Annotated in this window: 21 protein-coding genes; 9 read left to right on the top strand and 12 right to left on the bottom strand. The window is 46.0% G+C overall.

Annotation, left to right across the window (positions count from 1 at the left end):
• Positions 1-3: 3 nt before the first annotated feature.
• From ACL934_RS16580 to ACL934_RS16545, 8 genes are all read left to right on the top strand, one after another.
• Positions 4-1140: a polysaccharide deacetylase family protein gene (locus ACL934_RS16580; protein ID WP_374075356.1), complete on the top strand. Its 1137-nt coding sequence runs from the start codon at positions 4-6 to the stop codon at positions 1138-1140.
• 7 nt (positions 1141-1147) lie between these two features.
• A complete protein-coding gene (locus tag ACL934_RS16575) occupies positions 1148-1525 on the top strand; it encodes a YkgJ family cysteine cluster protein (RefSeq protein ID WP_374075355.1) in 378 nt (125 codons plus the stop codon).
• Between the two features lie 155 nt (positions 1526-1680).
• Positions 1681-2742: a hypothetical protein gene (locus ACL934_RS16570; protein WP_413612628.1), complete on the top strand. Its 1062-nt coding sequence runs from the start codon at positions 1681-1683 to the stop codon at positions 2740-2742.
• Positions 2743-2780: 38 nt separating this feature from the next.
• Positions 2781-3515, top strand: a complete 735-nt coding sequence (locus ACL934_RS16565; protein WP_413612627.1) for a hypothetical protein — start codon at positions 2781-2783, stop codon at positions 3513-3515.
• 115 nt (positions 3516-3630) lie between these two features.
• On the top strand, positions 3631-4314 hold the full coding sequence (locus ACL934_RS16560; RefSeq protein ID WP_413612626.1) for a DUF4956 domain-containing protein: 684 nt from the start codon (positions 3631-3633) through the stop codon (positions 4312-4314).
• A 2-nt stretch (positions 4315-4316) separates the two neighbouring features.
• Complete coding sequence (locus ACL934_RS16555) at positions 4317-6098, top strand: HlyD family secretion protein (protein ID WP_413612625.1); 1782 nt, start codon at positions 4317-4319, stop codon at positions 6096-6098.
• On the top strand, positions 6095-7243 hold the full coding sequence (locus ACL934_RS16550) for a hypothetical protein (RefSeq protein ID WP_413612624.1): 1149 nt from the start codon (positions 6095-6097) through the stop codon (positions 7241-7243). Before ACL934_RS16555 ends, ACL934_RS16550 begins: the two co-directional genes overlap by 4 nt.
• Positions 7243-8028 carry a VTC domain-containing protein gene (locus ACL934_RS16545; RefSeq protein WP_413612623.1) on the top strand — a complete coding sequence of 262 codons (786 nt, stop codon included), beginning with the start codon at positions 7243-7245 and terminating at the stop codon, positions 8026-8028. The genes ACL934_RS16550 and ACL934_RS16545 overlap by 1 nt, the downstream gene beginning before the upstream one ends.
• On the opposite strand, the gene ACL934_RS16540 is transcribed toward ACL934_RS16545, so the two are convergent.
• Positions 8025-9386 carry a hypothetical protein gene (locus ACL934_RS16540; protein WP_413612622.1) on the bottom strand — a complete coding sequence of 454 codons (1362 nt, stop codon included), beginning with the start codon at positions 9384-9386 and terminating at the stop codon, positions 8025-8027. The genes ACL934_RS16545 and ACL934_RS16540 overlap by 4 nt on opposite strands.
• A 149-nt stretch (positions 9387-9535) precedes the next feature.
• On the opposite strand from ACL934_RS16540, the gene ACL934_RS16535 reads away from it, so the two are divergent.
• Positions 9536-10369, top strand: coding sequence for a hypothetical protein (locus tag ACL934_RS16535; RefSeq protein WP_413612621.1), 834 nt, complete (start codon positions 9536-9538; stop codon positions 10367-10369).
• Position 10370: 1 nt separating this feature from the next.
• Here ACL934_RS16535 and rfaE2 read toward each other — a convergent pair whose 3' ends face one another.
• The 11 genes from rfaE2 to ACL934_RS16480 all read right to left on the bottom strand — a co-directional run bounded on the left by rfaE2 (position 10371) and on the right by ACL934_RS16480 (position 25935).
• The gene (rfaE2, locus tag ACL934_RS16530) at positions 10371-10838 is read right to left on the bottom strand and encodes a D-glycero-beta-D-manno-heptose 1-phosphate adenylyltransferase (RefSeq protein WP_374075338.1); all 468 of its coding nucleotides are present in this window, start codon (positions 10836-10838) and stop codon (positions 10371-10373) included.
• A 5-nt stretch (positions 10839-10843) separates the two neighbouring features.
• A complete protein-coding gene (locus tag ACL934_RS16525) occupies positions 10844-11623 on the bottom strand; it encodes an RDD family protein (RefSeq protein ID WP_413612620.1) in 780 nt (259 codons plus the stop codon).
• A gap of 11 nt (positions 11624-11634) precedes the next feature.
• Complete coding sequence (locus tag ACL934_RS16520) at positions 11635-12396, bottom strand: RsmE family RNA methyltransferase (RefSeq protein WP_413612619.1); 762 nt, start codon at positions 12394-12396, stop codon at positions 11635-11637.
• Positions 12393-13325, bottom strand: a complete 933-nt coding sequence (locus tag ACL934_RS16515) for a 50S ribosomal protein L11 methyltransferase (RefSeq protein ID WP_413612618.1) — start codon at positions 13323-13325, stop codon at positions 12393-12395. The genes ACL934_RS16520 and ACL934_RS16515 overlap by 4 nt, the downstream gene beginning before the upstream one ends.
• Entirely contained in the window at positions 13282-13956 is a 675-nt protein-coding gene (locus ACL934_RS16510) for a hypothetical protein (protein WP_413612617.1), read from the bottom strand. Before ACL934_RS16510 ends, ACL934_RS16515 begins: the two co-directional genes overlap by 44 nt.
• A gap of 103 nt (positions 13957-14059) precedes the next feature.
• Complete coding sequence (locus tag ACL934_RS16505; protein WP_374075326.1) at positions 14060-14350, bottom strand: hypothetical protein; 291 nt, start codon at positions 14348-14350, stop codon at positions 14060-14062.
• Between the two features lie 21 nt (positions 14351-14371).
• Complete coding sequence (locus ACL934_RS16500; RefSeq protein WP_413612616.1) at positions 14372-18448, bottom strand: tail fiber domain-containing protein; 4077 nt, start codon at positions 18446-18448, stop codon at positions 14372-14374.
• Between the two features lie 14 nt (positions 18449-18462).
• Positions 18463-23070 (bottom strand): tail fiber domain-containing protein, encoded by a 4608-nt coding sequence (locus ACL934_RS16495; protein WP_413612615.1) that lies wholly within the window; start codon positions 23068-23070, stop codon positions 18463-18465.
• 104 nt (positions 23071-23174) lie between these two features.
• Positions 23175-24065, bottom strand: coding sequence for an EamA family transporter (locus tag ACL934_RS16490; protein ID WP_374075319.1), 891 nt, complete (start codon positions 24063-24065; stop codon positions 23175-23177).
• A 5-nt stretch (positions 24066-24070) separates the two neighbouring features.
• Positions 24071-24931, bottom strand: a complete 861-nt coding sequence (locus tag ACL934_RS16485) for a pseudouridine synthase (RefSeq protein WP_374075317.1) — start codon at positions 24929-24931, stop codon at positions 24071-24073.
• Entirely contained in the window at positions 24886-25935 is a 1050-nt protein-coding gene (locus tag ACL934_RS16480) for a hypothetical protein (RefSeq protein WP_413612614.1), read from the bottom strand. The genes ACL934_RS16485 and ACL934_RS16480 overlap by 46 nt, the downstream gene beginning before the upstream one ends.
• Positions 25936-25978 lie beyond the last annotated feature (43 nt).

Genomic DNA, 25978 nt, shown 5'->3' with positions numbered 1-25978 from the left:
CTTATGAAGAAGTTGTTAGTTAGCGGATTCGCATTTTTAGCAGTAAGCTCTCTTGTCGGCTGTGGCAGTCAAGTTGGACAAAACGTTCAGCAGGCGGTCATTGACAATCAAAATGCTCAATCCTTGCTTGAGTGGGAACAGTCTAAAGCCAATCCTGAAGTTCTTTTCGCTCAATGGCGCCAAGAATTCATGATGGATGCGTCTGAACGTGAGAAACTCAAATCTGATCTTTGCGCCGAGTTGTCGTCTTTGGATGGTCAATCACTGACTATTTTTGAAAACGAAATTAACGATGTGAATAACAGAGCGTTGGTGAGTTCTTGCAAAGAGCAGCTCGCTGAAAAGCTTGATGCTTATCACGCTTCTGAAAGATCCACTTTGGCTGTGGCGGTGGATGCCTTGAGTCAGGTGAGGTCAAAGAACAACTTCCAATTCCCGACGAATGTTCAAAAAAGAGATACGACGAATGGATACTTTGCCGTTACTGGTGACGTCGTTCGTAAAGAAGTGATCATTAGTTTTGATGACGGCCCGAGCGATCTTTACACGGAATCTATCTTGCGTTCACTTAAAGAAGTAAATGCAAAAGTCATCTTCTTCCACATGGGGAAAAACGTTCGTTTGAACCCTGAGATCGTGAAGAAAGTGGCTGCCGACGGTCATGCCGTGGGAACTCACTCGATGACACACGCTTGCTTGGGCACAAGTTCAGCATGCCGTAAAACAAATGGTAAGGTGTTCTCATTTGATGAAGCCGTTGCCGAAATCAAAGGTGGCCACCAAGCTGTTTACGACGTTTTGGGTTGGGTTGATCCTTTCTTCCGTTTCCCTTACGGCGAGTCTTCTCCGGAGCTTAAAAACTTCCTAAGAAATAACTCTACGGGTGAGTTCTACTGGTCTATCGACAGTGAAGACTGGAAAGCTCAGCCAAATGAAACGATGCTCAATAAAACTTTGGCGCAATTGGATGCTCGTGGCAGAGGCATGGTCTTATTCCACGATATCCAAAGAAAAACGGCTGAGATCATGCCACAGTTTCTTCGTGAGCTTTACAATCGTGGGTACAGTGTTGTATTACTGCAGTCATCAGATGCGTCTGCACGCTACAACAGTAAACTTGTAAGAAAGAAACTTCCTTAGTTAGAAAATGAAAAGACCCGACGTCGACCGCCCCTCAACATGGAAACCCTATCGCACAGATATGTGCAAAGGCTGCTGGGGCGGCTGCTGCACGATGCCGGTCGAAGTCAGACTTTCCGATCTGATTCGTTTAGAGCTCTGCACGGAAGATGAGGCGCAGGGGTCAGTCAAAAAACTTGCAAAACGTTTGATGAAAGAGGGCTACATCGTGTCCTATCGCCAGGGCACGGAGTTCTTTATGCTCTCGCAAAAAGCCAATCGTGATTGCCATTTTCTCGACTCAAAAACCCGTCTTTGCACAGTCTATGAAAAGCGTCCCGATACGTGTCGCCAATTCCCTTCCATAGGGCCTCGCCCAGGATATTGTCCAGGAGCTTCTCAGTAGCTTTAAACTCTGTCTCAGAGTGAGATTGTCTGATTTCTTGACAGGGAGGAACGCAAGTTTGTCTCCGTCTCAGAATGAGCTGTGCCAAGTGGTGTATATGCGCTCTAGGGTGGCACAAGCGCTGCTCTTACTAACTGTAAGAACAGGGGGCTACTATGAGCTTCACAGATAGAAAAATTGAAATTTCGATTCTTGGGCTATCCGCTTTGATGGTGGTGGGTCTTGGCTATCTGGTGAAAGAGCCTGTTAAAACGGCGGTTGCTGAAGTTCAAGAGCTGATCTACGAAATGCCTCGTCCCAAGAACTCTTTCTTGGCGGCTTTATTCGATCTGGGCGATCGCGAAGTTTCTAGAAAATACGTAAATCCATTTGCGAAGAAAAAAGAAGAAGCAAAGAAAACAGCGGAAGCTAAGAAACCTGCGGCTCCAGTGGCTCCTAAGGCTGTGGCGCAGAAGAAAAATGAGACGAAAAAATCTGAAGACCCTAATAAAAAGAATGTTGAAGTTCAAATCGTAGGGGAAGACCCAGGCACGACTTTGACTGACGATGGGTTTATGGGTGACGGCGGGCCATCGCAAAAGCCATTCTCTGATGTTGCGGGTAACGGTTCTGAGAAGACCCCACAACAGCAACCAGACAAAAATGCTTTGAGCGGTACTCAGTGGAAAGCTTTGATGAGAGCTCAACCGACAAAAGAAAATTTGACGAAATTGCTTCAAGCTTACGATAGCAAAGAAGTAGATGATCAAACTTTTTATGAAATCGTGACGGATCTTTTCAGCTCTAATAAAGGTGAAACTCAAGCTTTGGGCTTGGTGGCGGTGAAGTCTGTTTACAGCGCAAAAAGCTTCGCAGTGACGGCTCAGTACTACGATCAATTGCCAACAGATATGCAACAACAGGCACAAACTTACCTTATGAGCTATGCCGTGACAGCGCGTCTTCCGATGTTGGTGTCGGCTCTGCAAAGCTCTAATGCAGTTGTTGTTGAAACAGCAGCTCAAGTTGTGATCGAAGGCCACACAAAAGCAAAAGACGGTGTTTCGACTCCGGCAGATCCACGTAACTCACGCGGTGACGTTACGACGAATGCGATTGCAGGATACTCTAAGTTCATCCCGGTCTTTCAACAACTTGCACAAAGCTCAGACCCGGCGATTAAGAACTTGGCTAATACAGCTTTGAGTCAAATCCAAACGACGGTTGCAGCTCTTTAAAGCTGGACACTCCTTTAATTTATGACAAGAATAAGGCGATGAAGTTTCTTCGCCTTATTGTTTTTTTAGCTATTTCTTTTAACGCACTTTTGGCGTGGTCAGAGACTTCTTTGCCTAAAAATCTGAATAAAGATGACCGTATTCGTGCTTTGCAAATCTTGGGGTTTGGTTCTGCATCGAAAATTTTAGACAACCCGTATCCTTTGGGGGGCTACACGGGTGTCGAGATGGGACTTTCTTCCGAATTTATTCCTGTCGAAGATTTGGCAAGCCTTGGCAGTAAGACCAATGACAGAGGTGAGTACAACTACTACACCCTGACTTTTGGGAAAGGTCTTTTTCACAATGTCGACACGCACGTGTACTTTACTCCGTTTGGTCAAAGAGAAGACATTCAGAGTTTTGGTGGGCAAGTGCGCTGGGGCTTTTACGAAGCTCGCTTTTTTCCTTTGACCCTCACAGCGATGATTTATGGGGGCGGTGCTAACTTTGCCAATTTGATCAATGTTTCTACTGTGGGCGGAGATATTATTGCGACTGTTGCTATGGACAATGTCGCGATTTATTTCGGTGCCGGGCAAATTCGTGCCATTGGCAAGTTTATCGGTGGTGCTGGTGGCATTACGGACAGTCAAGAAACTGTCGAAGAAGATGTGACCGAAGGACACAGCGTTTTCGGCATCAGCGTCGATGTCTCAAAAATGTTTATTGCTTTGCAAATTGATCGTTACACCGACTCCATCTACAGCGGAAAAATCGGCTTCCGTTTCTAGTTCTATAATTTCTATTTAGAAATATCCTGTTGATTAGCAGGAGATGCATAAACTCATTGTTCTCTGAACTCCATCAATTAAAGTGGCCGAGCCGTTTGATTTTGGGGGGGCTTCGATGTTGGATTTTTCAGTGCTGAATTCTTCCTTTGCGAACCCGACGTGGATTTCAATCATCTATGCTTTTCTTCTCAGTTTTGTTCTAGGAACCGTGTTGGCGCTTATTTATGTGAAAACCTTTCGCGGGCTCTCATACTCGCTTAATTTTTTGCACGGACTTGTTCTTTTACCCATTGTTATTGCTATTGCCATGCAGGCCATTGGTGATAACGTGGCTCGTGGTATCGGCATGATCGGTGCACTGTCATTGTTGCGTTTTCGAACCAACGTAAAAGATCCTAGAGACATGTTTTTTATCTTTGCGTCTTTGGCCGTGGGGCTTGCTTCGGGAGTTCATGCTTATGGTATCGCTATTCTAGGAACGGCGTGTTTTGTCGTAGCCCTTGTTGTTTTACAAGGGTCGTCCTTTGCATCAGGACCTCAGTTTGACGGACTCTTGCGATTTAATTTAGCGCGCTCTGCAGATGAACAGCGACTGGCAGAAAATATTTTGGAGGGTCAATGCCGCCACTTTGCCTTAGCCACTATTCGGGAAGTCGGGCAAGGGGATCGCTTGGATTTTTCTTACCAAATTCGTCTGAAGCCTCAAGCGACCTCTGCTCAGTTGATTGAAGAGCTTAGTAAGGTGCAGTCAGTGCGGGGCTTAAATTTTATGAACCAAGAGTCTGTGATTGAGGTTTAAAAATGAAAATCCTCAAAGCTTTTTTTAAGTCGTTTTTCGGAGATGTTATTGGCCATGACAACAAAATCCTTTTTGGTTGTTGGTGTTGTGCCGTTGTTCTGATTTTGGCGTTGGGACTTGTCTTGGGGTCTGAATCTGTCAGTATTTTAGGAGTCGCAGAATCTCGCGAATATCATGTGAATTTTGACAACCCCGTAGAAATTAAACGGGTCCATGTCATGCCCAACCAAATTGTTAAAAAAGGCGATTTATTGGTTGAGCTCAGTCAGGCAGATTTGGATTTGCAACTTCGCACCTTGAAAGCACGTCAGGATCGTCTCTCGGCAGAACTTAAACTGCGCAGACAAATTTATCGTCTCACCCGCGATGTAACTCGTCTTCCCGATGAGGCCGATCCGTTGCAGGTTGAGTTGGTGGATACAAGGCGCGAAATTGATCTCATAGAAAATAAACTTCGCAATTTATTTGTTTTTGCCGATGTTGATGGTGCGGTCGCGGCTGTAAATTATAAAGACGGAGAAAAGGCCCCTGCATTTGCTCCGCTTGTCACCTTGGTTCCAATTAATCCCACCTACGTGAATGGTTACGTCAACGAGAACCTTCGCTCCTCAATTTCTATTGGACAAGTCGTCGACGTTTCTTCAGCCGGCGGAGCTGTTGTGCAGGGACAAGTGATTGGCGTCGGGTCACGTATTGTTCCAATTCCTGAGCGACTTTTACGCATCCAGTCTTTGCCGGCCTGGGGGCGCGAAGTGGTTGTGAAAATTCCGAAGGCGAATGGCTTTCTTTTGGGCGAAAGAGTCACGGTTAAAAAGTCTTGGAGACTGTCTTTATTCAGCAGTGCCCAGGCTGACGAAAAAGAGCTGCAATGGGATGTGGTTCATCAGTCTCTCGCGGATATTCGTTTTCCGTCGGGGATTACCAATCAATTTCAACCTGAGATATCGGGAATTGCGTATTTGCCGGAGATTCGTCAGTTCGCGTTGATCTCGGATGACTACCCGGAGTCCCGTCCGTTGATTCTCTTGATGAATCAAAATGGCGAAGTGGCGGAGCAAACCTTGCCCATCGAGGGACTTGATGAAATGGAAGATATCGAATCTATTTCTCTTCAAGGACCTTACATTTATCTACTAAGTTCCTTGTCTGCGACGACAAAAGGGAATCTTAAAAAAGCGAGACAACTTTTTGTTCAAGTAAAGCGGGATGGTTTGCATTTCCGTATGGAAAAAGAGATCGATTTGCGAGGGGCTCTTTTGGCGGCGCTAAAAAACTCAACGGACCCTGCGCTAAAAAGTATCTTTTTACACTCGCGAGGCACCAAGAAAGATGACTTGGAAATCGAAGGACATTTTGTAAAAGGAGATGATCTCTACTTAGCTCTTAAACGTCCTATTTTACAAAAGCACGAAGGACTTATTTTAAGGATTAAGTCCCTCGGTAGTCTTTTTGACAAAGGGCAGGTCGCAACTTCCGATGTCAGTATTGCCTATCGCTTTCAGCTGAAGTTGCCGCAGGCCGATTCCGAATTTTATTTAACGGATATTACCTTTGAGGGTGACAGTGTCTATGTGGCGTCTTCCTGTCGCAGTGATAAGTGCAGTGCCGTGTGGAAGGTGATGCCTGGGGCGACCACGGCAGAACTTGTTCAAGAGTTTGACGTGCGAAAGCTTGAAGGTATTGCAGTTGCTCCGGCTTCTCGTCAGATCTATGGCGTATTTGATAATAAGAAGAATGGAAAGTTTATCACGATTCCGTATATGTCGGCCAAGGTGCGTGAATGAAAATTTTCTGCATCCTGATGTTTTTTTGTTCAGGAGCTTTTGCCTATACCTCCGAGCAAGTTCTCAAAACAGCTTGGAGTGATAGGACTTATCTTTCGTATGACGAGATTCAACCCACAGGTTCCCGCAATCCTCTCCGCAATGTGGAAGGGGTTCTTTCGCAAGAGCAAAACGGATCCGCCGAGGTTGAGGTCGGACTTAAGTTTCAATTTAAATCTTGGCCAGAATGGACAGGTAAAAAAGGTCAGGGGAATGAACAAAAGCTATTAAAGGAAACATCCCTCGGGTGGGCTCTGCGAAGTCGCTACAACACTCTGCTTTTGGTGGAACTGAACTCGCAAAAGTTGAAGTGTGTGGAGGAGGCGTTGCATCTTTCAGAACTCTATATTCAAGCTCAGAGCTTGTCTTTGCGGGCGGGCCGGGGAACGTCGAAATCTTTTTTGTCGGCAAAGTCGGACCTCTATAAATTACAAAGAACTCAAAATGCTCTTCGTCAGGAAAAAGAAATTCTGGAAAAAAGGGTTAAAACTTGGGTCCCGGAAATAAAAGACAGAAGCCTCGTGGGACTGGAGTTGGTGCAAGTTGACGATATTTCTCAGCTCCTGCAAGGGCATTATCCCAATGGAGATTCATTGAGCAGAAAAATTGCCAATGAAGAAATAGAACAAATGGGACAAGAGCTTGAAATTGTCAAAGGCAGAGAAAAACAGTGGTTCAAAGCTGTTGAAGTCAGCCAAACCAGGAAGGATGACGAAACCCGCTACAAGGTTGAATTGACAGTGCAGATTCCTGGACTTGGTTCTGATGATCTAGCCAAGCAGAAACAAAATGAACTGATTCTAAAAAGAGCGTTGAAGCAAAGGGACTTGGAAGAAAGTGGTGATCAGCTGCAATCCTTGAAGGTGCAAATTCTCAACTTGGTCGACATCTATCGCAAGACGAAGAAGATGGAAAAGATTTCGGTGGGAACTTTGGATTCTCTTGCCAATATCGAGAGAAAAATCACCCAGCAACAAGAGCAATTGGATCTTCTCAACCAACAACAGGAAATCACGTCTCTGTATCTCGATTATTTACTTGAAAGTGAGATCCTACTTAAAGCTCCTAATAAAAACTATTTAGATAAAAGACAAGGGGAGATATAGTGGGACAGCAAGTATCACCCTTAAATTTAGAGCGCTACGAACTTAAATACCTTATTGCTCCAGAAATGGTTGCACCCATTTCAAAATTTGTCGAATCCTACTGTAGCATGGACTACTATTCGGCGATTCAGACAGATCATTTTTATACAATCAATAGCCTCTATCTAGATTCACCGAACTTATATTTACTGCGTTCCAAAGAATTTGCCGGTGCTTTTAGTTTTAATATGCGCATTCGTTCCTATGGAGAGGGAACTGCGCCGCCTTACTTCTTTGAAGTGAAGTATAAGGTGAGAGAATTTGTGCAGAAAAAAAGAGCTAAAGTTCTCACTGATCAGTGGCAGGAGATTGTGGAGCGTGAAGCAGTTCCTGAAAACATGGATGCATTTTCCGCCGAGAACCTCCAGGACTTTCTTCATCTGAAGATGACCTACAATCTGGGACCGGTGATCCTTACGCAGTATAGAAGGAAAGCCTATTTGTCTGAAGTGGACGACTATGCTCGGGTGACTTTCGACCGAGATCTACGTTATCAAGAAATGCAAAACTGGAGTGTGGCTCCCAATGAAAAAGAGCTATGCCACTATGATCATCCCGACTCCTTTGAGGAGCCGGGTAAAAAAGTGGTTCTTGAACTAAAGTGCGAAAAGAAAATTCCAATTTGGATGGTAGAACTTATCCGCCGCTTTGAACTTGTAGGTGGATCCTTTTCAAAGTTCGGAAATTCCATGGCCACGCATCTCGGAATCCCAGATGTGGTGTCACCAGGGATTTTGTATCGCTAAAGCGCACACGAAATGGTCGGCGGTGGCGTTCCTGGAATATAGGTTTCAAGATCCACATCAAAATGCAGGTCGCCTGATTGGCATTTTGCCATAAGAATGCGTTTGGCCTCCTGAGTGTTCTTCAAAAGTGATTTGTATTCCGAGGCCGCAAAGAGCAACTCGGTCATAAAGTAGTCTTTGGCGGCAGGAGTATTGAGAGCTTGTTCAAAATAAAGAAGCCCGCGGTAAGTCGCATAACTAAAATGGCGGACTTTATCAAGCGCGCCGATTTTTTTCATCATATTGGTTTTGGTAACTCCGCAATCATTGTCTTTAAGGACCATTTCTTTAAGCAGGGCGGCTTGGAGGCCCGACATTTCACGGCTCTCTTCTTCGGGAATTTGCACGGAATCTTTTTTGACCTTTGCATCGGATTTACGACGGACCAGTTTATTTGTCTGCGGATCGATATAGTACCAGAAAAATTTATAGTGAATATTTCCGATACGATCCTGTTGATTTAAGAGCGTATCGATCAGGACCATATCGGCAACGTCTTTCATCTGCAATACCACTTGCGCAACCTGAGTGAATTCCGTGGTGCCTACTTGTTGTGAAACGCTTTGGGAGCTTGCGACTCTTAAGAAAGGCTTTTGACGAAGGAAGCGCTGATAGCGGCTGTCATAGTCGCCATGTCCACTGACGTCGGTATACTGTTCTTCTTTTTTGATGTTATCACTAAGAGCTCCGTAAATTTGGTTAAGAGAGCTTTCAAAAAGTCGCGGATGCATGCGGGGATTTTTATGAGCCAATGCCACTTGCTCCCATGACAATCTGATAGGGTCATTGATGTTGCTTAAATAGTTGTTGGCCTTTTGTGTGAGCTTTGCGTGGGTGACAATATCCATTGTTCGCAAGACGGTCGTAGGCACTCGGCCCACATTTCCGAGAGCGCGGGACACATGATAGTAAGCCAAGATCGCAGGAGTGTAAGAGCAAGTGACACTTTGCTTGAATTTTGCCTCGGTCTCTAGCTTCATCGATTTAATTTGGCAGTCGGAAGCATCAATGGCTTCTTTGCTATATTGAGCATTGGGTTCCAAAAGTAAAATCGCAGGATTTGTCGACGTATATTTCGGACAAAGTCCAACGTTCAGATAAAAATCATAGTTGCAGAGCGTGTTTTCTTTTGAAACATCACTGTTGCTGTAGACGGCTCCAGGCCATTTTTTTTGAATCACGCAAAGCTCCGAGAGACCACGAGGGGATTTGTATTCCCGTCGAGATTCTCCCTGAAGATTGCCGAGATTCAATGCCACGGCCTGAGAGGAAGTTAGTAAAAGAAGGGATAATAAAATGGTTTTGCGTATTTTTTCCATGTCCCCATGTTTCTCCCGAAAAAAATCCGACGCATCTTACAAAAAGATTAGAAAATTTTGTCAAACTACATGGCACTGTTCCCTCACATTCACTTTTTTATGGTCTAGAAAGCTTGTGAACTTCCCCGTGATTCCCTCAAGATGTAGGAATGCAAACGATGACTATCAAAAAATTAATATTTTTATCTTTCGTCGCTAGCCAATTTATTGCCTGTGCGAAAGTAAGCATCACGAAAGCCCTTGAAAACGCGATAGATACCAACGTTGGTCAGGAACAACCTGAAACACCCACCACAACGCCGACTCCAGGAACTCTTGAGCCAGAAATTGTCGGATTTCGTCTGGATGAGGAAGTGGAAAAATTTAAACTTCGCTACGAAATGGAAGATCCCATTGTCAAAGCTACAGATAATAAAGGACAAGGGAATGACGATCTCTACGGAACTCGCAATTTTCGTGTGGTTTTGCATGGGGTGATGTATCGCGGGGGAGCGAATAATTTGTATCTCGATTCTCCTCGTGCGAATGCGAACCCTCTTCCGACGGTGGGCTTGAAGAATTTGTGTGAGGAAGACTTTTCGGCCGCCGTGTACCTTTACTCTGAGAATTTTTCCAAGGCTCCTAAAAGCGTTGTTTGTAAAAACACGTCTCATCAAGATCAAACACTGCAGTACAAACAATATGCGGCTGCGGGAGAGAATGATAAGATTCTTTCGATGATTTACGATCGTATTAAGGGAAAGCTGAATGGCCCTATTTATGCTCACTGTTGGAATGGTTGGCATTCTTCGGGATTGATTTCGGGAATGGCTCTTAAGCAGTTCTGTGGTTGGAGCAATGAGAAAGTCGACGCTTACTGGGTCATGAATACAGACGGAAATTCGTCAGGATTTGCGAGCATTCGCAAGAAGCTCAAAGACTTTAAGCCTCTCTTGAAATACTCGATCACCTCAGCCGAACGCGCTTTGATTTGTCCGGAGTAAATTACTTCTGAGCTTTTTCAATGATCTTGGTGGTGGATTTGCCATCCACAAACTGCAAAGACATCACCTTGCCACCATAAGATTGCACGAAGGGCGCGCCAACGATCTGATCAATCTTCCAGTCGCCACCTTTAACCAGAATATCAGGACGAACTTTTTCGATAAGATTTGCAGGAGTGTCTTCCGTAAAAATCACTGTGAAATCCACCGCCCACAAACCTGCGAGAATCTCGGCACGATCGTTTTCCGTTTGCACAGGACGAGTCGGGCCCTTCAGGCGTTTCACGCTAGCATCAGCATTCACGCCGACCACCAAGGCATCACCTAAAGAACGAGCTTCTTGAAGATAGCGCACGTGACCTACGTGAAGCAGATCAAACACGCCATTTGTGAAAACGATTTTTTTACCTTGAGAACGAAGAGGAGCCAAAGCCGCTTCAATGTTATCAAAATTGCGAACTTGGCCCATGAAAACTATGCCTTTTTGTAAAGCTGAGCGCCTGTGATGGAGCCCGCAAAATCTTTATTGAATAAAGATGAAAGAATCGGGAAAACGATGAAGCCAGTCACAATCACGAGGAACGAACGAGCCACAACCTTCAAAGAGTAAGAAGCTCTGTTCAACTCTTCTGGTTTTCCAATTCTTTGATCAAAAGCCCACTCGCCTGGAGTGCAGCCCACGTAGATGCGATTCAATGCAAGGTAGATGAACGCAACACCCGCAAACAAAGACACCGTCGCAAGATAGATCATACCTTGAGCGTCTGGATTTGTCAGATTGCCGATCAAGTCCACTTTCGTCACAACCAAAAGAATGATCATGCAAAGAAGGCTTGCCGCTACAACCAACATGGCATCCAACATAGCTGCTGAAAAACTCCACGTCGTTTTTTTGTATTCTTGTTTTGTCGCTGTTTGCGCCATCTTTTGTTTGGAGTTTTCAAAATCCAAACGACGGTTTTTCTGAAGAGTCTTGAGAATCTCGTCAACAGCCGCTGAGCCGTCTCCGCCCACTTCTGTTAAAGAACCAGGAGCTGGAGGAATTGGAGAAGACGTTTTTTTGCGCGGAAGAGGAGGGCGGAGTGGATCTGTCGAAGATTCTTCGATCAATTCCAAACCTTGGTTCTTCATCAGATTTTTGGAGAAAGTGTCCGCTGCTTTTGTATCTTCCTTGGCCGGTGTCGCAGATTTCTTTTTGTGGAAACCTAGACCATCCGTGAGCGGCTTAAATTCAAATTCCTCAAAGGGATCCATTCCCTCTCCTTTCAACACATCAGATCAAAGTCATACTTTAGGACTGATACCAGGGCCATGCAAGCCGTTTCAACTCGCAAAACCTGGGGTCCCAGGGTCACTGGATCAAGGCCTAGTTTCTGAAATTCTTCGACCTCTTTGTGAGAGAAGCCTCCCTCGCTGCCTACGATGATCCAGAGATCTTTGATCCCTTGAGGGTGCTCTAATTTAACCTTGGTGACATAATCCTTGATGCTAAGAGTCGACGGACCCTCATAAGCAAATAGACCCACGGAACCGGGCTTTTGGTTAATCAAATCCGAAATTTTCTCAAAAGGAATAGGGGAGTGAATTTTCATAAGATCGCCGCGACCGGATTGTTGAGTGGCGGAGCGGACAATTTTATCCCAGCGTTCGACCTTGTTTTCGGAAATCTTTTCGCCCTTACGAACAAAGCTGAACTCTGAAAAGAACGGCTGGATGCTTTTAACACCCAACTCGACGGCTTTTTCCATCACTGCATCCATCACCGGAAAGCGAGAGATTGAAAGCAGCAAATGCACGTGAGGAGTTTTAAGTTCCGGGATCACGCGCTCTTCAAGAATTTGAGCTGCTGCTGTTTTCTTTGTTACTTGGGTGACTTCAACGAAATAAGCTTTGCTGTCTTCAGTGAGGACTTCAAACTTGGAACCCACTTCTTGGCGACACACATCGAAAATGTGATGAAAGACGTCGCCCGTGAAATTCACTTGGTTTTGAAAGATGTCCTTTTTTTCGATCCAGTAGCGTCTCATGACTGAACCCAGTAACCGACCCATTCGTCTTTTTCAAGACGGCGAATAACGGTAAGGCCGGAGTTCTCCATGAATTTTTCAAAGAAGTGATTATCACGCTCTTCTAAAATTCCCGTGAGGAGCATGTGCCCACCTGGTTTGAGAACGCGCAAAAGATCTTTTTTAATATTGATCAAAACTCCGTCGATGATATTGGCGACAACAACGTCGTATTGTTCGCGCATATCTTCAATTTGCGTTTCAGGAATTTCGATTTGTGTAAGTTTATTGAGTTTTACGTTCTCACGCGCCACGCGACGGGCTTCGGGATCAATCTCGATTCCCGTAACAAGGCCCATGCCGCTCATTTGTGCGAGCATTGCGAGAATAGCAGTGCCCGTGCCGACGTCAAGCATGGCCCAGTTGGCGATGTCGTTTTTATATTTTTCAGAAAGCTTGTGAATAAAGAACGCCATCATTTGTGTGGTAGCGTGAGTGCCAGTTCCGAAGGCCATGCCCGGATCAATGTAGATCGCATGTTTGCATTCAGCCGGAGGTTGCAACCAAGATGGCACAACCCAGAAATCGCCGACAAGTTTGAAAGGTTTAAAACCTTTTTTCCACTCTTCAAGCCAGTCTTTGTTTTCTTCTTCGTAGATATGCCATTTAATACCTTGGCTGTGTTCCAAAAGACCGTCGAAGAAATTGCATTCAGGTCTTTCTTGAAAGAACACGTCCATTTCGTGGGCGCGCACATGCAAAAGCTGAGGATCGTAAGTCAGATCCGGCTGCGTAAAAGCCAAAGCCTCTGTAACTCCAGAGGCTCCGCATTCAAAGCAATGTGTGGTGATGATGTCTTCAAGTTCGGCAGGAACTTGGCTTAAACGGATACGAAAGTAAGAATTGTCACTCATGAAGAGTGTTGTTACCAGAATCCGCCGTTTTTTCAAGGGTTTCCCCCGCGGAAGCGGAAGATGCCGCAACCGCAGCAGCGGTGGAGGCTGGATTAGTTGTTTTAAGAGCTGAATCCACCTTTAAATTTGCACTTTCTACAGGGTTCCCCGTGGTCGCAGCCGTTGGTGCCGGGGTGAGAGGACTCGCAGCAGGAGCAATCACTGTTGTTATTGCAACCGCGGTTGTTGTTGCGGCACCAGTTTCCTCAGCCACTTTTCGTTTTGGTTTTGGCTTCGAATTATCAATGAACGAACCCTTAACCTCAATGCGATCGCCAGTCATAATTCCGGTTTGTTCAAGCATGGGTAATTCATCGCGAGAGAGCAGGGTGTATTCACGAGCCACAGCTACTTTGTCAAAAACAGCGATAATTTTAAGCTGCCCAACCGGAACAAAAATTTCTCCGACTGCACTCGCGCCACTGGCATCGCGAATATTGATTTTGCGGACAGCCGTCACAACAAGATTCTTTTTCAATCCTGCAGTGCCATTGATGTAGAAATCTTTGTAAACGGTATCGTCTTCAGAAAGTGTGATATTGCGACGAACATCGACGACGGTGGGCTCGGCCGCTCGTGCTGAGGTGGCAAATCCAATTGTGAGAATAAAGACAAACATCTTCATCATAAGAAAACCCTTCCATGGTTTTATCCAAAACCTTTATCGGTTGTCTTATTTTGAAACTTGAGGCGGGAAGAGGACCTAGGATCTAGGTCCAGTGAAAGAAGGCTTAGTTGGAAACGATGGCCCCTTGAACAGAGCTATATACCTTGTAAGTGTTATCAGAGGTCGTCTGTTCGATACCTGACATGTAGTTACCCACAGTGCTTTGCACATGGTAAGTTACGCCGCCACCAGTGGCTGTGCCCGTTTGAGTAGAACCCGAAACGAGACCCGTTGTTTTAGCAGGATCTTGAAATTTAATTGGAGCGGGTGCAAGTTCTGCAAGTTGCTCTAAAGATGCTTCCATAGAACAGCCTGTTGCGACCACAAGAAGTGAAAGAAGAATTAGCTTTTTCACGTACTACCTCCGACCTAATACTTATCGGCTGGATGCCGGATTTCTTTGAGTTTTCTCATTCTGAGACCGTATATACTTCATAAGCTCCTCATTTTGTTTACGGAGCTCTTCATTTTGATTCTGTAATTGCGCCATTTGGTTTTCTAGGTGCTTGATGCGTTCGTTATGATCTTCTAGCTTCTGCGAAATCGCCTGAAGCTGACTGTCTGAAGCTTTGCAAATGCCATGCAGTTCCTGGACGGCTTTTGTAAGAGGAGCAATCAACTCGCCATAGTTCACACCCCAATAACTGTTTTCGTCTTTATAAAGAAGGCCGACGTTTTCAGCTCGAACATTGTCATTGAGTTCTTGGGCGATAAATCCCCAGTGTTGTTTTGGTGATGTTTGCGAAGTTTCCTGTGTCCAGTTAAAGGAGACAGGACGAAGACTTGCGATAAAGGCAAGGCCTTGATTCAGATTTGTGATATTGGATTTCAAACGACGGTCCGAAGTTTGAATTGTTCCATTTGCCGAATAAACAGCAGACCATCGCTGAGCGCCGGTGCCCAGTGTGGATGCATTGTCTGCATAAGGACGAAGCGAGGGTCCGTTGACAGCAGTGCCTCCGACGAAATCTCCCGCGTAGTTGATAACCAGTGTCGCGCCAGAATCTTTCACCAGCGCGCGAGAACCGCCCGAATTTCCGCGTGTCACTTGATCGCTGTTTCCGAGAATAAAGTCATAACCACCGTTCACGATATTACCCGTAGCGCCCATGCTTCCGGCAACGTCCAATTTTTTTGTCGGCGTCATGCCGATACCGATATTCCCGTCCGAGTGGATTCTCATTCTCTCCGCAGTTGCTCCAGCGGCTATTGTCGAGAAGGTCATGACTGCGGACTTGGAAGTTGCATAGTCTGAAGCCGCAGAAACTTTGATGAATCCTGATTGAATATAGTCTGTGCCATCATAACCTCTAAAGGTAAGGAAACCCAAACTGTCTCCGTTGAGAACTGCGGCGGGAGCGCCCGAACTATCGCGCGCTTTGGTTATAATCAATGCGCCTTCAGCGGTGTTGCCTTGAGATTGCAAATACAGGTCATCATCCACGCCACCAGTTCCCAGAATATGAAGAATTCTTTCTGGCGAGGATGTTCCGATACCGACATTTCCTAGATTTGAAATAGTCATAGCTTGTGAAATGGAGCCCGCTGTATTTGCATTGTTGGTATAGAAATCGATGTAGGTGTCGTAAGATCCGCCTCGACGGAAAGCCATAGCTGCACCACCACCTGAGCCGCCGCCCTGGTATGTAATGGCATCTTGAGACGAGTTCGACACGCTTCCGGCGATTTGCAGACCATTGTTTGCAAAAGCCGAAATATTAGTTTGTTCCGTCCCTCCGGTTATCGAGGTGCCAACGATGGTTAATTTTTGCGCGGGATTGGCAGTTCCAATTCCGATATTACCATTGTCTCGAATGCGTAGGGCTTCTGAATTTTTGGGTTTAAAAACAATATCGGCCTTGTCGTCTCCATCATCCGCTGTGCGAATTTTGAGACCTTCGTAGTCATACATGACTTGAACATAGTCTGTTGTCGAGTCCCATGAGCGATCAATGCGAATGCCACTCTCCCAGTTGTCATTCGGCTCCGTGATGTGAAGAAGCGATAACGGAGTGGATTGGTTGATGCCAATGTAACCACTTTGGTCGATGCGAAGTCGTTCAGGTGTTGTGGTTGTTCCATTCGCCGCAGTTTTAAACGAGAGAGCGGCTCCACGTGCAGTTGCTGTGTAGTTTTCTGTAGCGAGTGCTTCAACAGCTGCGCTGCGAGCTGTAGGGGATGCCCCTGATCCATAACCATAAAATTGAAGTCCGCCGAGAGGATCGCCGCTTACCACAGCTGTGGGAGCAGTGGGTGTGCCTCGTCCTTTAAAGATTCTGATGTCTGCGGGATAGGTTTGAAACATCGAATATTTTATTCCAGCATCGGAGTCGTCGACAACATCGAGCTTATTTCCAGGAGAGACCGTTCCAATCCCAACTGAGCCATTGGCAAGAATGCTCATCTTCGTCGTGCCATTGGTTTCAAAACTTAATGCATAATTGTCGTTAGTGCCGAGAGTGGCTGCTCCCGCAAAAGAGTTTCCACCATTAATGAACACAGAGCCTGTGGTGAAAGTCGAACAGATCATTAAACCCGTGGCATCAAATGAAACCAGTTGTCCGATAGCACAGTTGAATGTTGTCACGGCAGAACCTGTTCCATTCGAGGCTAACAGTCTGTTGGCAGTGAGTGATGTAGCGCCAGTACCACCATTTGCAATAGGTAAAGTTCCCGTGACTTCAGACGCTAAATTTATAGAGGCTCCATTGCTTGCGGCAGTCAAACGACCTTGTGCGTCGACGGTGATATTAGCGCGTGTGTATGATCCTGCAGTCACAGCCGTATCAGCAAGCGAAATAGTTCCCGTGGCAGAGATCGGACCACCAGTTAATCCCGTTCCTGTTGCGACGTTAGTGACAGTACCTCCAGATGAAGTATCTGTGTCGTTTGCGCATTCCCAACGAGAGTTGGCAGCGATCCATTTAATAACCTGTCCATCGGCACAAGCGACATTGTTTGGTCTGTACGTGAGATATTTAGATGCGGCACTATTGATATCGCCATAGTCTAAAGACACGGCCCCAGTTTTCGAAGCAACTGAGGTGACCGGAAATGCAATTGACGAGCTAGACGCTGCGGTCAGGCGACCTTGGGCATCGACCGTAAAGGTTCCCACTTGGGTTGTTGATCCATACGAGCCGGCAGTCACAGCCGTGTTTGCAAGAGAAATGGTGCCGGTGGAAGTAATCGGTCCTCCAGAAAGACCCGTGCCCGTGGCGATATTTGTAACCGTGCCACCAGCATTGGAGTCGGCGGCCGGAGTCCATTTAGTTCCGTCATATTTTAAGACCTGACCTGAAGTGAGTCCTGTTGTATCAACATCAACACCTTTAATTTTATTTACAGAGACTGCGCCAATGGTTCCGCTCACGTCACCCGCTACAGAGACATTGATCGCCTGACATTGGAAAGAACCAGAAACTGAATTCCAATAGGGAGTTTGGTGAGCGGCACAGTTTCCACTTCCGACGGCAGAATTAAATGCGGCGACAGTGTGATAGTTACTCAAAGTGGAATTTAAGTTCGTGACATCGCTCATGGCAATCGCGGAACTTCCCCATTGAGTGCCATCGAATTTTAAAAAGTGCCCATTGGTCGGTGCTGAATTTGAAACAGCAACACTTTGAAGTTTCGCAACGGAAGGATTTGGATAAGTTCCACTCAGGTCTCCTCCCGCCGCACCCATCGGGACGCGTGCATCAGTAAAACGTGAGTCATCACCAGTTGCTACAGTTCCCGCCGTCGTACCAACATTCAAAGTTAACTGAGGTGTGGAAGTTGGATTAGTAACACTGAGATAAGCATTTGCGGACGACACTGTTGTCACAGTTCCGCCGCTCGCACCGGTGACAGGAGCACAAGCTAAGGTACTTCCGTTCCATGTTAAGAACTCGTTGGCATTACAAGTAGGAACTCCGGTTTTTAAAACGAAATCAGAGACAGATTTGTCGCCCAATTTTTCAGCGGACTGCGCAAAGGCTGAAAACGGAACCGTGCGGATTTCATTGTCAGGACTAATCAGTTTCCAACCTGTGCCGTCATGAAATTGCACGCGCAGTAAACGTGAATGGGTAACAGAAGGGGTGTAAGTTCCAGAGACATTGTTATCCGCATCCGCACAGTCATGAATGAGGGTATTGTCAAATGCACTGAGAAGAGTTTTTGTCGGAGAGGAGGGAAATAATTTAGTTCCTGTGCCAATGGGAACATCGAAAACACCATGGCTGTTTGCCATATTGATTCCATTTTTTTGTTCACGATAGATAACGCAGGAACCGTTGTTGTTTGTGATCTCAAAAAGAAAGCTCACGTTGTTGTATTCTAGAGATGTCCCATCGGACTTAACAATGCGTCCTTGATAGGTCAGTGAATTCGGGGCCGCCAGGGCAACGTTCGTCGCCAGGATCAGCAAGATCACCAGAAATGAATGCAAGTACGTACCGTGTTTCATACATTTCTCACCATTTATTTGCGTTTGCAGACCTTCGATTGAGGATTCATTTCGCAGAGAGCCTCTTTGAGTTCTTGATTTTGTTTTTCCAACGCATCCACTTTCATATTCAAGGTCTGATTATTTTCCTTAAGGGATGCGATTTCTCGATCTTGTTTTTTGTTTTCTGAGATCATCAAAGTGTAAAGTTCTTTAATCGAATTGATGATGGGAGCTACCAAGTTTTGGTAGGCAACGGACTTCCAGCCCTCTTTGTCAGTGCGAATGGCTTCAGGGAATTTCTTTTCCACCTCTTGTGCAATCAGACCAATTTGCTTTTCGGGCACGTCGGGATTTTTCCAGAAGTAAGAAACACCTTGCAGCGCTAATATTTTGCTAAGACTATTTTCTAACGGCTGGATGTCTTTCTTAAGGCGAATGTCTGAAGACTGAGACAATGTTCCCGCGATGGTCATATTTCCAGCGTAATCAAAGAACATTTTCTGTGTGCAAGTTCCACCGGGACAGTGATACCACTGAGCAATATAAGCACTGCTGTTTTCATGGTGAATTGTAAACCCACGTTTTGTGGCGTGATTGTTCGTCACATTCAGAGCGGAGTCAGTGCGAGATAGTACCTCTACGTAGGAGCTTCCATCATTGACATATCCAGTTCCTGAAACATGCAATGGATAGCTAGGTGTCGATGTGCCCACCCCAACTCGGCCAGAACCAGTTACCATAAATTGGCTTGTACCATTTCTCACAACGTTAAAGAGATACGTGTTGTTGGAGCTCAAACCAGTATTGTCTTTTTGAACGAAGTACGCTCCGGTATTTGTATAGCCTGAGTCTATTCCACCGATGAATGCGGCCGTGGTATTGCTCTCGCCGTTGAAGTTTCGAGTCATTTCAAATTTTGCCCCAGGATTGTTTGTGCCAATTCCGACGTATCCCGCGGAAGTGATGCGCATAACTTCGTTCATAGTGACCGCAGAACCCGTGGCTACAGTTTGTGCTGCTCCATTATAGAAACGAATTCCTTCGGAACCGCCTAGCACCAGGGCTGCGCGAACTTGATTTGAGTTTGGTGTTGAGGAGAGGAAGTTTTGACTTGTTGCTGCTGGAGAGACACCATACCCAATTGCCGGAGCTCCGCTGGATTGCTCTGTTCCGAAAGTTGTTAGATTTCCATTGGTGTACGCGTCGACCAACATAAGACTTCCGGATGTTGCCGTTGCGCTGCCTGCGCGAACTATACCTGAAACATCGAGTTTCTGAGACGGAGAAGTCGTCCCTATTCCGACATTGCCAGTTTGAAGAATCGTAAATCTCTCGACTGCAGAGTCATTAGAAATTCTAAATCTATCGTCTGTGGCAATTTCTCCAAGAGACCATTTCAACGTTCCATTTTCGTGAAGAGAAAAATTCGGATTGCCTGAGGTCGCATTGGCGACGACTTGATTTCCAGTAAAACGAGCTACGTTAGCTCCGGTGCTAGCGACATCGAGTGTATAACTTGGCGATGCTGTGCCAAGACCGACGTTACCAGAGGAGTCAATTGTGACCCGAGCTGTATTGGCAGTTTCTAAGACCAAAGATTGGGCATCGTTTGTTCCCAAAGTGGCGGTGCCCGCAAACGAGTTTCCGCCATTGAGGAAAACAGAACCTGTTGTGAAAGTAGAACAGATCATCAAACCCGTGGCATCAAACGAAATCATTTGTCCAACAGCACAGTTAAATGTTGTGACGGCTGAACCCGTTCCGTTGGAGGCAAGAAGTCTATTCGCCGTAAGAGATGTCGCTCCCGTACCACCTTTAGAAACAGGAACTGCAGAAGGGAAGTTTGCCGGATCAGCGCTGATAGTTCCTGAAGAAACTGCGATACCAGCACCGACTTGAACCGCGCCTTTTGCACCTGTAGTTGCATCATTGATTGAAATCGCAGGAGTTGTTGATCCTGTTGCTACAACAATGGGAGCCGTACCCGTAACATTCGTCACAGTTCCATTTGTTGGCGTGATCCATTGAAGACCGGAAGCTTGAGCCGAGTTGGCAGAAAGAACTTGTCCATTTGTTCCGACAGGCAGACGAATGTCATTTGTTCCATCGTGAACAATCAAATCACCTTTAGTTGTGCTTGGAGACAATCCGTTAAATGCGGCTGTTGCAGTAGTTTGTCCTGTGCCACCGTTGGCGATAGGCAAAGTGCCCGTGACTTCAGTTGCTAAATTCACAGCTGCACCGTTGCTTGCTGCTGTCAAACGACCTTGAGCATCGACCGTGATATTGGCGCGAGTATATGAGCCCGCAGTCACAGCGGTATTAGCAAGTGAAATAGTTCCAGTGGAAGTAATTGGACCGCCACTTAGTCCCGTGCCTGTTGCGATATTCGTAACAGTCCCACCCGAAGAAGTGTCCGTATCATTCGCACATTCCCAGCGAGAGTTTGCAGTCACCCATTTAATAACTTGTCCATCGGTACAAGCTACGTTGTTCGGTTTGTAAGTTAAATATTTAGAAGCAGCACTGTTGATATCCCCATAATCAAGTGTCACAGCGCCAGTCTTCGTCGCAACAGACGTCACCGGGAAAGCAATCGCGGCATTGGATGCCGCAGTTAAGCGACCTTGAGCATCGACAGTGAATGTGCCCACTTGAGTTGTTGAGCCATAAGAGTTAGGAGTGACCGCTGTATTAGCGAGAGAAATAGTTCCTGTCGAAGTAATAGGTCCGCCACTTAGACCAGTACCCGTTGCGATATTTGTAACTGTACCACCCCCATTTGAATCCGCAGCCGGTGCCCAGTCTGTGCCGTCAAATTTTAAAACTTGCCCTGTTGTTGGTGCAGTGGCACTCACGGGTTTCGTTTGAAGTTTTGCGACAGTGGGATTGGGATAAGTCCCGCTAAGATCTCCCCCTGCAGCTCCAGTCGGTGTACGCGCGTCAGTAAAACGAGCATCATTACCCGCAGCCACAGTGTTTGCCGCAGTTCCCACATTCACAGTTAAAACAGGAGTCGTCGTTCCCGTTGCTACAGATAAATAACTATTTGCACCGGTGACACTTGTTACTGTTCCACCTGAAGAAGTGTCTGTGTCATTCGCACATTCCCAGCGAGAGTTTGCCGTCACCCATTTAATAACTTGTCCGTCAGTACAAGCGACGTTGTTTGGTTTGTAAGTCAGATATTTTGAAGCAGCACTATTAATGTCACCATAATCGAGAACCACAGCACCAGTTTTTGTTGCCACAGAAGTCACAGGAAATGCAATCGCCGCACTTGAAGCCGCAGTCAAACGACCTTGGGCATCGACCGTGAAAGTTCCAACTTGTGTTGTTGAACCGTATGATCCAGCACTCACAGCAGTGTTTGCCAAAGAAAGAGTTCCAGTAGAAGTGATTGGACCACCACTCAAGCCAGTGCCCGTCGCAATATTCGTAACAGTACCGCCAGCATTTGAATCCGCAGCCGGAGCCCACTTAGTTCCGTCGTATTTTAAAATCTGACCAGCGGCTAACCCTGTTGTATCAACATCAACACCTTTGATTTTATTAACAGAAACTGCACCAATCGTACCACTCACATCACCCGCGACAGACACGTTGATCGCCTGACATTGGAATGATCCGGAGACTGAGTTCCAGTACGGCGTTTCATAAGCCGCACAGTTCGCACTTCCCACCGCAGAGTTAAATGCAGCCACAGTATGATAGTTACTCAAAGTAGAATTTAAATTCGTCACATCACTCATCGCAATGGCAGAACCCAACCACTGAGTTCCATCAAACTTTAAGAAGTGACCATTCGTAGGAGCCGCAGCAGAAATCGCCACACCTTGAATTTTACCAACCGAAGGATTCGGATAAGTTCCACTTAAATCTCCACCGGCTGTTCCCATTGGAACACGGGCATCCGTAAAACGAGCATCGTTACCAGCAGCAACAGTTCCCGCAGTGGTTCCCACATTCAAAGTGACAAGGGGAGTGGAAGTGTTATTGGTGATTGTGACATAAGAGTTTCCGGACGTCACATTCGTCACAGTTCCTCCGCTGGCGCCACTGACAGGAGCACAAGAAAGGGCCGAACCATTCCAAGTTAAAAATTCATTGGCGGCGCAGGTTGGAACTCCCGTTTTTAAAACGAAGTCATCGGCGTTTTTATCTCCTAATGTTTCGGCAGATAAAGAGAAAGCTGAGAAAGGTACTGAGCGAATTTCATTCGACGGAGAAATTACTTTCCAACCAGAGCCATCGTGAAACTGGACTTTTAAAAGACGAGTGTCTCCAGAGGCTGCAGTGTAAGTCGAACCTCCCGAACAGTTTTGAGTCACAGAATTTTTGAAAGCGTCTAGAAGTTTAAATGTCGGAGTAGCAGGGAAAAGCTTTGTTCCCGAGCCGATGGGCACATCGAAAATCCCTTTGGAATTGATCATGTTCACATCATCGACTTGTTCGCGATAGATTACGCAAGTTCCAGTGGGATTCGTAATTTCGAAAAGAAAACTCACATGACCATATTCCAATGGGGTTCCATCGGTTTTAAGAATGCGACCTTGATAGGTAAAAGAATTCGGAGATGCGACTCCTAGCGAACTGAAAAGCAATAATAGAAATGAGACCAGTGACGTACAATTTCTCATGTCTTTCTTATCGGTTTCTTGACAGGTTTTTAAAGTCTAATGAGTATGATTATTCGGTCATATTCGAAAAACTGTCTTGAATTGGAACAAAGTCTGGTCGAGCTTTATGCTGTTTCGACCTTATTTTTTGAAATAGTATTCACAACGAGAGCGCCAGCAATCACTAAGGCACCTAAAAGCTGACGCAGACTCAGACTTTCATGGAAAATAATCGCGCCCATGATCGCAGCCGTGAGAGGCTCAATCATCATAAGTAAAGCGACTTCCGTGCTTTTTAATTTCTGCAAAGCCGCCAGTTCCAAACTTAAAGGCAAGATTGTACAGATCAAAGCGATGCCCAAGATGCTGCTGGCTTGAAAACTTGTCAGACTTTGTACGGACGAAAAATCGGGACGATGAAACAGTGAAAGAGCAATCGCGCCAAAGGTAATCACGTACAGAGCTGAAGAAACAGGGCGGACATTTTTTTGCAAACGGCCCGAAAGTAAAACGTAAATAGCGTAGCTGATAGCAGAACCAAGTCCCGCCGCCACAGCCCAAATATTTTTTACTTCAATATGACCCCACAACAAAAGAACAAGTCCGCCAGAAGCAGCAACAAGGCAAAGAGCTTCTTTTTTTGAAATCCGATCGTGAGTAAAAAAATGCGAAAAGATATTCACCCAAAATGGATAAGTATAAAGCAACAGGGCTGCGAGAGTGACACTCACACCTTCGATAGCTTCAAAATAAAGTGTCGAGAAAAAAGCGTAACCGAAGATTCCCAAAAGAGCCGCAATGAAGATCTGCTTTTTTGTCAGTTTGACCCATTCAGGTTTGAAAAGAAGAAGAAAGATCCAAATCAGAAGAGCGGCCAGAGTGAAGCGATAGGAAAGAAATTCGCCTACGGAAAGGCCTGATTGAAAGGCCCATTTACCGAAGATTCCTAAAAAACCAAAACCCACGCTGGCGATGGAGATTTCAATCGTTCCTCTCAAGCGTGGGGTCATGGCCATGGAAATTAGCCTCGTGGTTTTTTAACTCTCAAACGAGAGGCAGGTTTTGCGGATTTTTTCACGGAAGGTGCGCGTCCTTTGTAAGTGCGCTTTGTTTTTACTTCTTCTGGATCATCCGGTAAGAAGACGCGTTCGATAGCGGCTTCGTTTAAGTAAACCAACTCGCCCGTTTTCAAAGCTCCCAAACGCAAGCGACCAATCGCCACACGTTGAAGTTTCAAAACGTCAAAGCCCACTTTCGCAAACATTTGACGGATCTGACGGTTTTTACCCTCTGTGATCACGATTTTGTACCATTCGTACTTGTCGGATTTATTGTCGCCGGCTTTTTTGATTTTTTCGATATGGCGAGCTGACACTTTACCGCCCACGATCGAAACGCCTTTTTTAAGTTTTTCGATTTGATGAGGTTGCGGCTGGCCATCCAATTTCACAAGATATGTTTTCGTCACTTCCGCTTTTGGATGCATAACCTTGTTGGCGAAATCACCATCATTCGTCAAAAGAAGCATACCCTCGGAATCCCAATCCAGACGTCCCACTGGGAACACGCGAGAAGGAACTCCCTCAAGATATTCAGCAATCGTTGGACGTTCATGGGGATCGTCCATCGTCGTTAAGACGCCTTTAGGTTTGTTCATAACCAAGTAAAGTTTTTGAGTCAGAGGTTTGCGCAAAGGCTTGCCGTCGACAAGGATGCGGTCTGATTGAGGATCTACTTTGATTCCCAACTCGTACACGCGTTTGCCATTGACGGTAACAAGGCCTTCTTCAATCATGCGATCGGCATGACGGCGGGAAGCAAGACCGGCGTCAGCGATTAATTTGTTAAGTCGAACTCTTTGAGTGGAGTTATTTTCAGACATTCTTCATCAGCCTCAGGTAGGTGTTGAGTGGTCAATATATCACCACTGAGGGCAGAAGAGGAGAGATTCTTGCGGCTGTACTCGCCAATAGCGTGACGGAGGTCGCGCACGAGCAAAGTCATGAGCTTATCTCCTAAAAACACGTTATCAACAGCAGTCTCAGCTTTGTTAAGCACAATAGAAGACCATTTCAGAGCCTCAGAATCACCCTGTTGGATAAGAGAACACGTTCTCTCAAGCTGGCTCACAAGATCTTGATAGTAAGGATCAGTACGACGATCGACAAAGAATTGCTCCAAGCGCTTGATCGGGAAAAGAACGCGCGTTTGCTCTTGCAGAGGTTCATTCTTCATCTCTTGAAGTTTTTGGAAAACATAACCTCTTAACAGAGAGCCCGTGACCTTGTCGCCGACAACCCGGAATTGCGCCGTGATGTACGGAGCCACTTCGATTTTGTGGGTGTGGTGGTTCGAAAGCTCAAGTTCTGAAGAGTAGTAAAGCACGAGGTCGTTACGCAAAGGTTCCAACTGACCATTGCGGATAGTGAACTTGCGATCAAAGCTGCGAACTTCAAGGCTTTTATCTTCGCGAAGAAGGATGGCAATGGCGCGCTTGTTTTGGTCAGGCAAGATACGGAACTTGTCATTTTCGCCGCATAGAGTCTTAATGTATGAACTCACCGCGTCAACAAGATCGGAGAAATGTTCGATCTCGATAAGCTGCATGTTTTGCGGAAAACGGATCGGACTCAGGTCAAACTTCTGCTGGTAGAAGCTATTGAAATTCTCCAACAAAAACTGAACTTCGTGTCCCAACTGCTGCTTGTTCGAAGCCCAGTGCGGGTAATCCATGCAGTAATTGAAGAACATTTCGATCAGTTCAGGAGTGAGAACGTCCTCGGGATGAGGGAAGCCACGCAAGAAGTTGTAGAAAGAAAGGCGTGTCGGCGTGTTTTGTGGATTAAGATCCGAAACAAATTTCAAAAGCTGTCCGACTTTTAGCACAGGTCCTCCTTTGCGCATAAAGTATGAACATTTGAAATTTTAG

The organism is Bdellovibrio sp. HCB-110 (genome assembly GCF_047323225.1).
Lineage (GTDB): Bacteria > Bdellovibrionota > Bdellovibrionia > Bdellovibrionales > Bdellovibrionaceae > Bdellovibrio.
Note: the sequence above shows the minus strand (reverse complement) of the source record. Positions and strands in the feature narration are given on the sequence as shown.

Excerpts from the sequence above, each read along its gene's own strand:
- ACL934_RS16485 (WP_374075317.1), bottom strand. The coding sequence starts at position 24,931 with ATGTCTGAAAATAACTCCACTCAAAGAGTTCGACTTAACAAATTAATC.
- ACL934_RS16520 (WP_413612619.1), bottom strand. The coding sequence starts at position 12,396 with ATGAGACGCTACTGGATCGAAAAAAAGGACATCTTTCAAAACCAAGTG.
- ACL934_RS16550 (WP_413612624.1), top strand. The coding sequence starts at position 6,095 with ATGAAAATTTTCTGCATCCTGATGTTTTTTTGTTCAGGAGCTTTTGCC.
- ACL934_RS16580 (WP_374075356.1), top strand. The coding sequence starts at position 4 with ATGAAGAAGTTGTTAGTTAGCGGATTCGCATTTTTAGCAGTAAGCTCT.
- ACL934_RS16535 (WP_413612621.1), top strand. The coding sequence starts at position 9,536 with ATGCAAACGATGACTATCAAAAAATTAATATTTTTATCTTTCGTCGCT.
- ACL934_RS16560 (WP_413612626.1), top strand. The coding sequence starts at position 3,631 with ATGTTGGATTTTTCAGTGCTGAATTCTTCCTTTGCGAACCCGACGTGG.
- rfaE2 (WP_374075338.1), bottom strand. The coding sequence starts at position 10,838 with ATGGGCCAAGTTCGCAATTTTGATAACATTGAAGCGGCTTTGGCTCCT.
- ACL934_RS16570 (WP_413612628.1), top strand. The coding sequence starts at position 1,681 with ATGAGCTTCACAGATAGAAAAATTGAAATTTCGATTCTTGGGCTATCC.
- ACL934_RS16525 (WP_413612620.1), bottom strand. The coding sequence starts at position 11,623 with ATGGATCCCTTTGAGGAATTTGAATTTAAGCCGCTCACGGATGGTCTA.
- ACL934_RS16565 (WP_413612627.1), top strand. The coding sequence starts at position 2,781 with ATGAAGTTTCTTCGCCTTATTGTTTTTTTAGCTATTTCTTTTAACGCA.
- ACL934_RS16555 (WP_413612625.1), top strand. The coding sequence starts at position 4,317 with ATGAAAATCCTCAAAGCTTTTTTTAAGTCGTTTTTCGGAGATGTTATT.
- ACL934_RS16575 (WP_374075355.1), top strand. The coding sequence starts at position 1,148 with ATGAAAAGACCCGACGTCGACCGCCCCTCAACATGGAAACCCTATCGC.
- ACL934_RS16490 (WP_374075319.1), bottom strand. The coding sequence starts at position 24,065 with ATGGCCATGACCCCACGCTTGAGAGGAACGATTGAAATCTCCATCGCC.
- ACL934_RS16540 (WP_413612622.1), bottom strand. The coding sequence starts at position 9,386 with ATGGAAAAAATACGCAAAACCATTTTATTATCCCTTCTTTTACTAACT.
- ACL934_RS16500 (WP_413612616.1), bottom strand. The coding sequence starts at position 18,448 with ATGAAACACGGTACGTACTTGCATTCATTTCTGGTGATCTTGCTGATC.
- ACL934_RS16495 (WP_413612615.1), bottom strand. The coding sequence starts at position 23,070 with ATGAGAAATTGTACGTCACTGGTCTCATTTCTATTATTGCTTTTCAGT.
- ACL934_RS16510 (WP_413612617.1), bottom strand. The coding sequence starts at position 13,956 with ATGATGAAGATGTTTGTCTTTATTCTCACAATTGGATTTGCCACCTCA.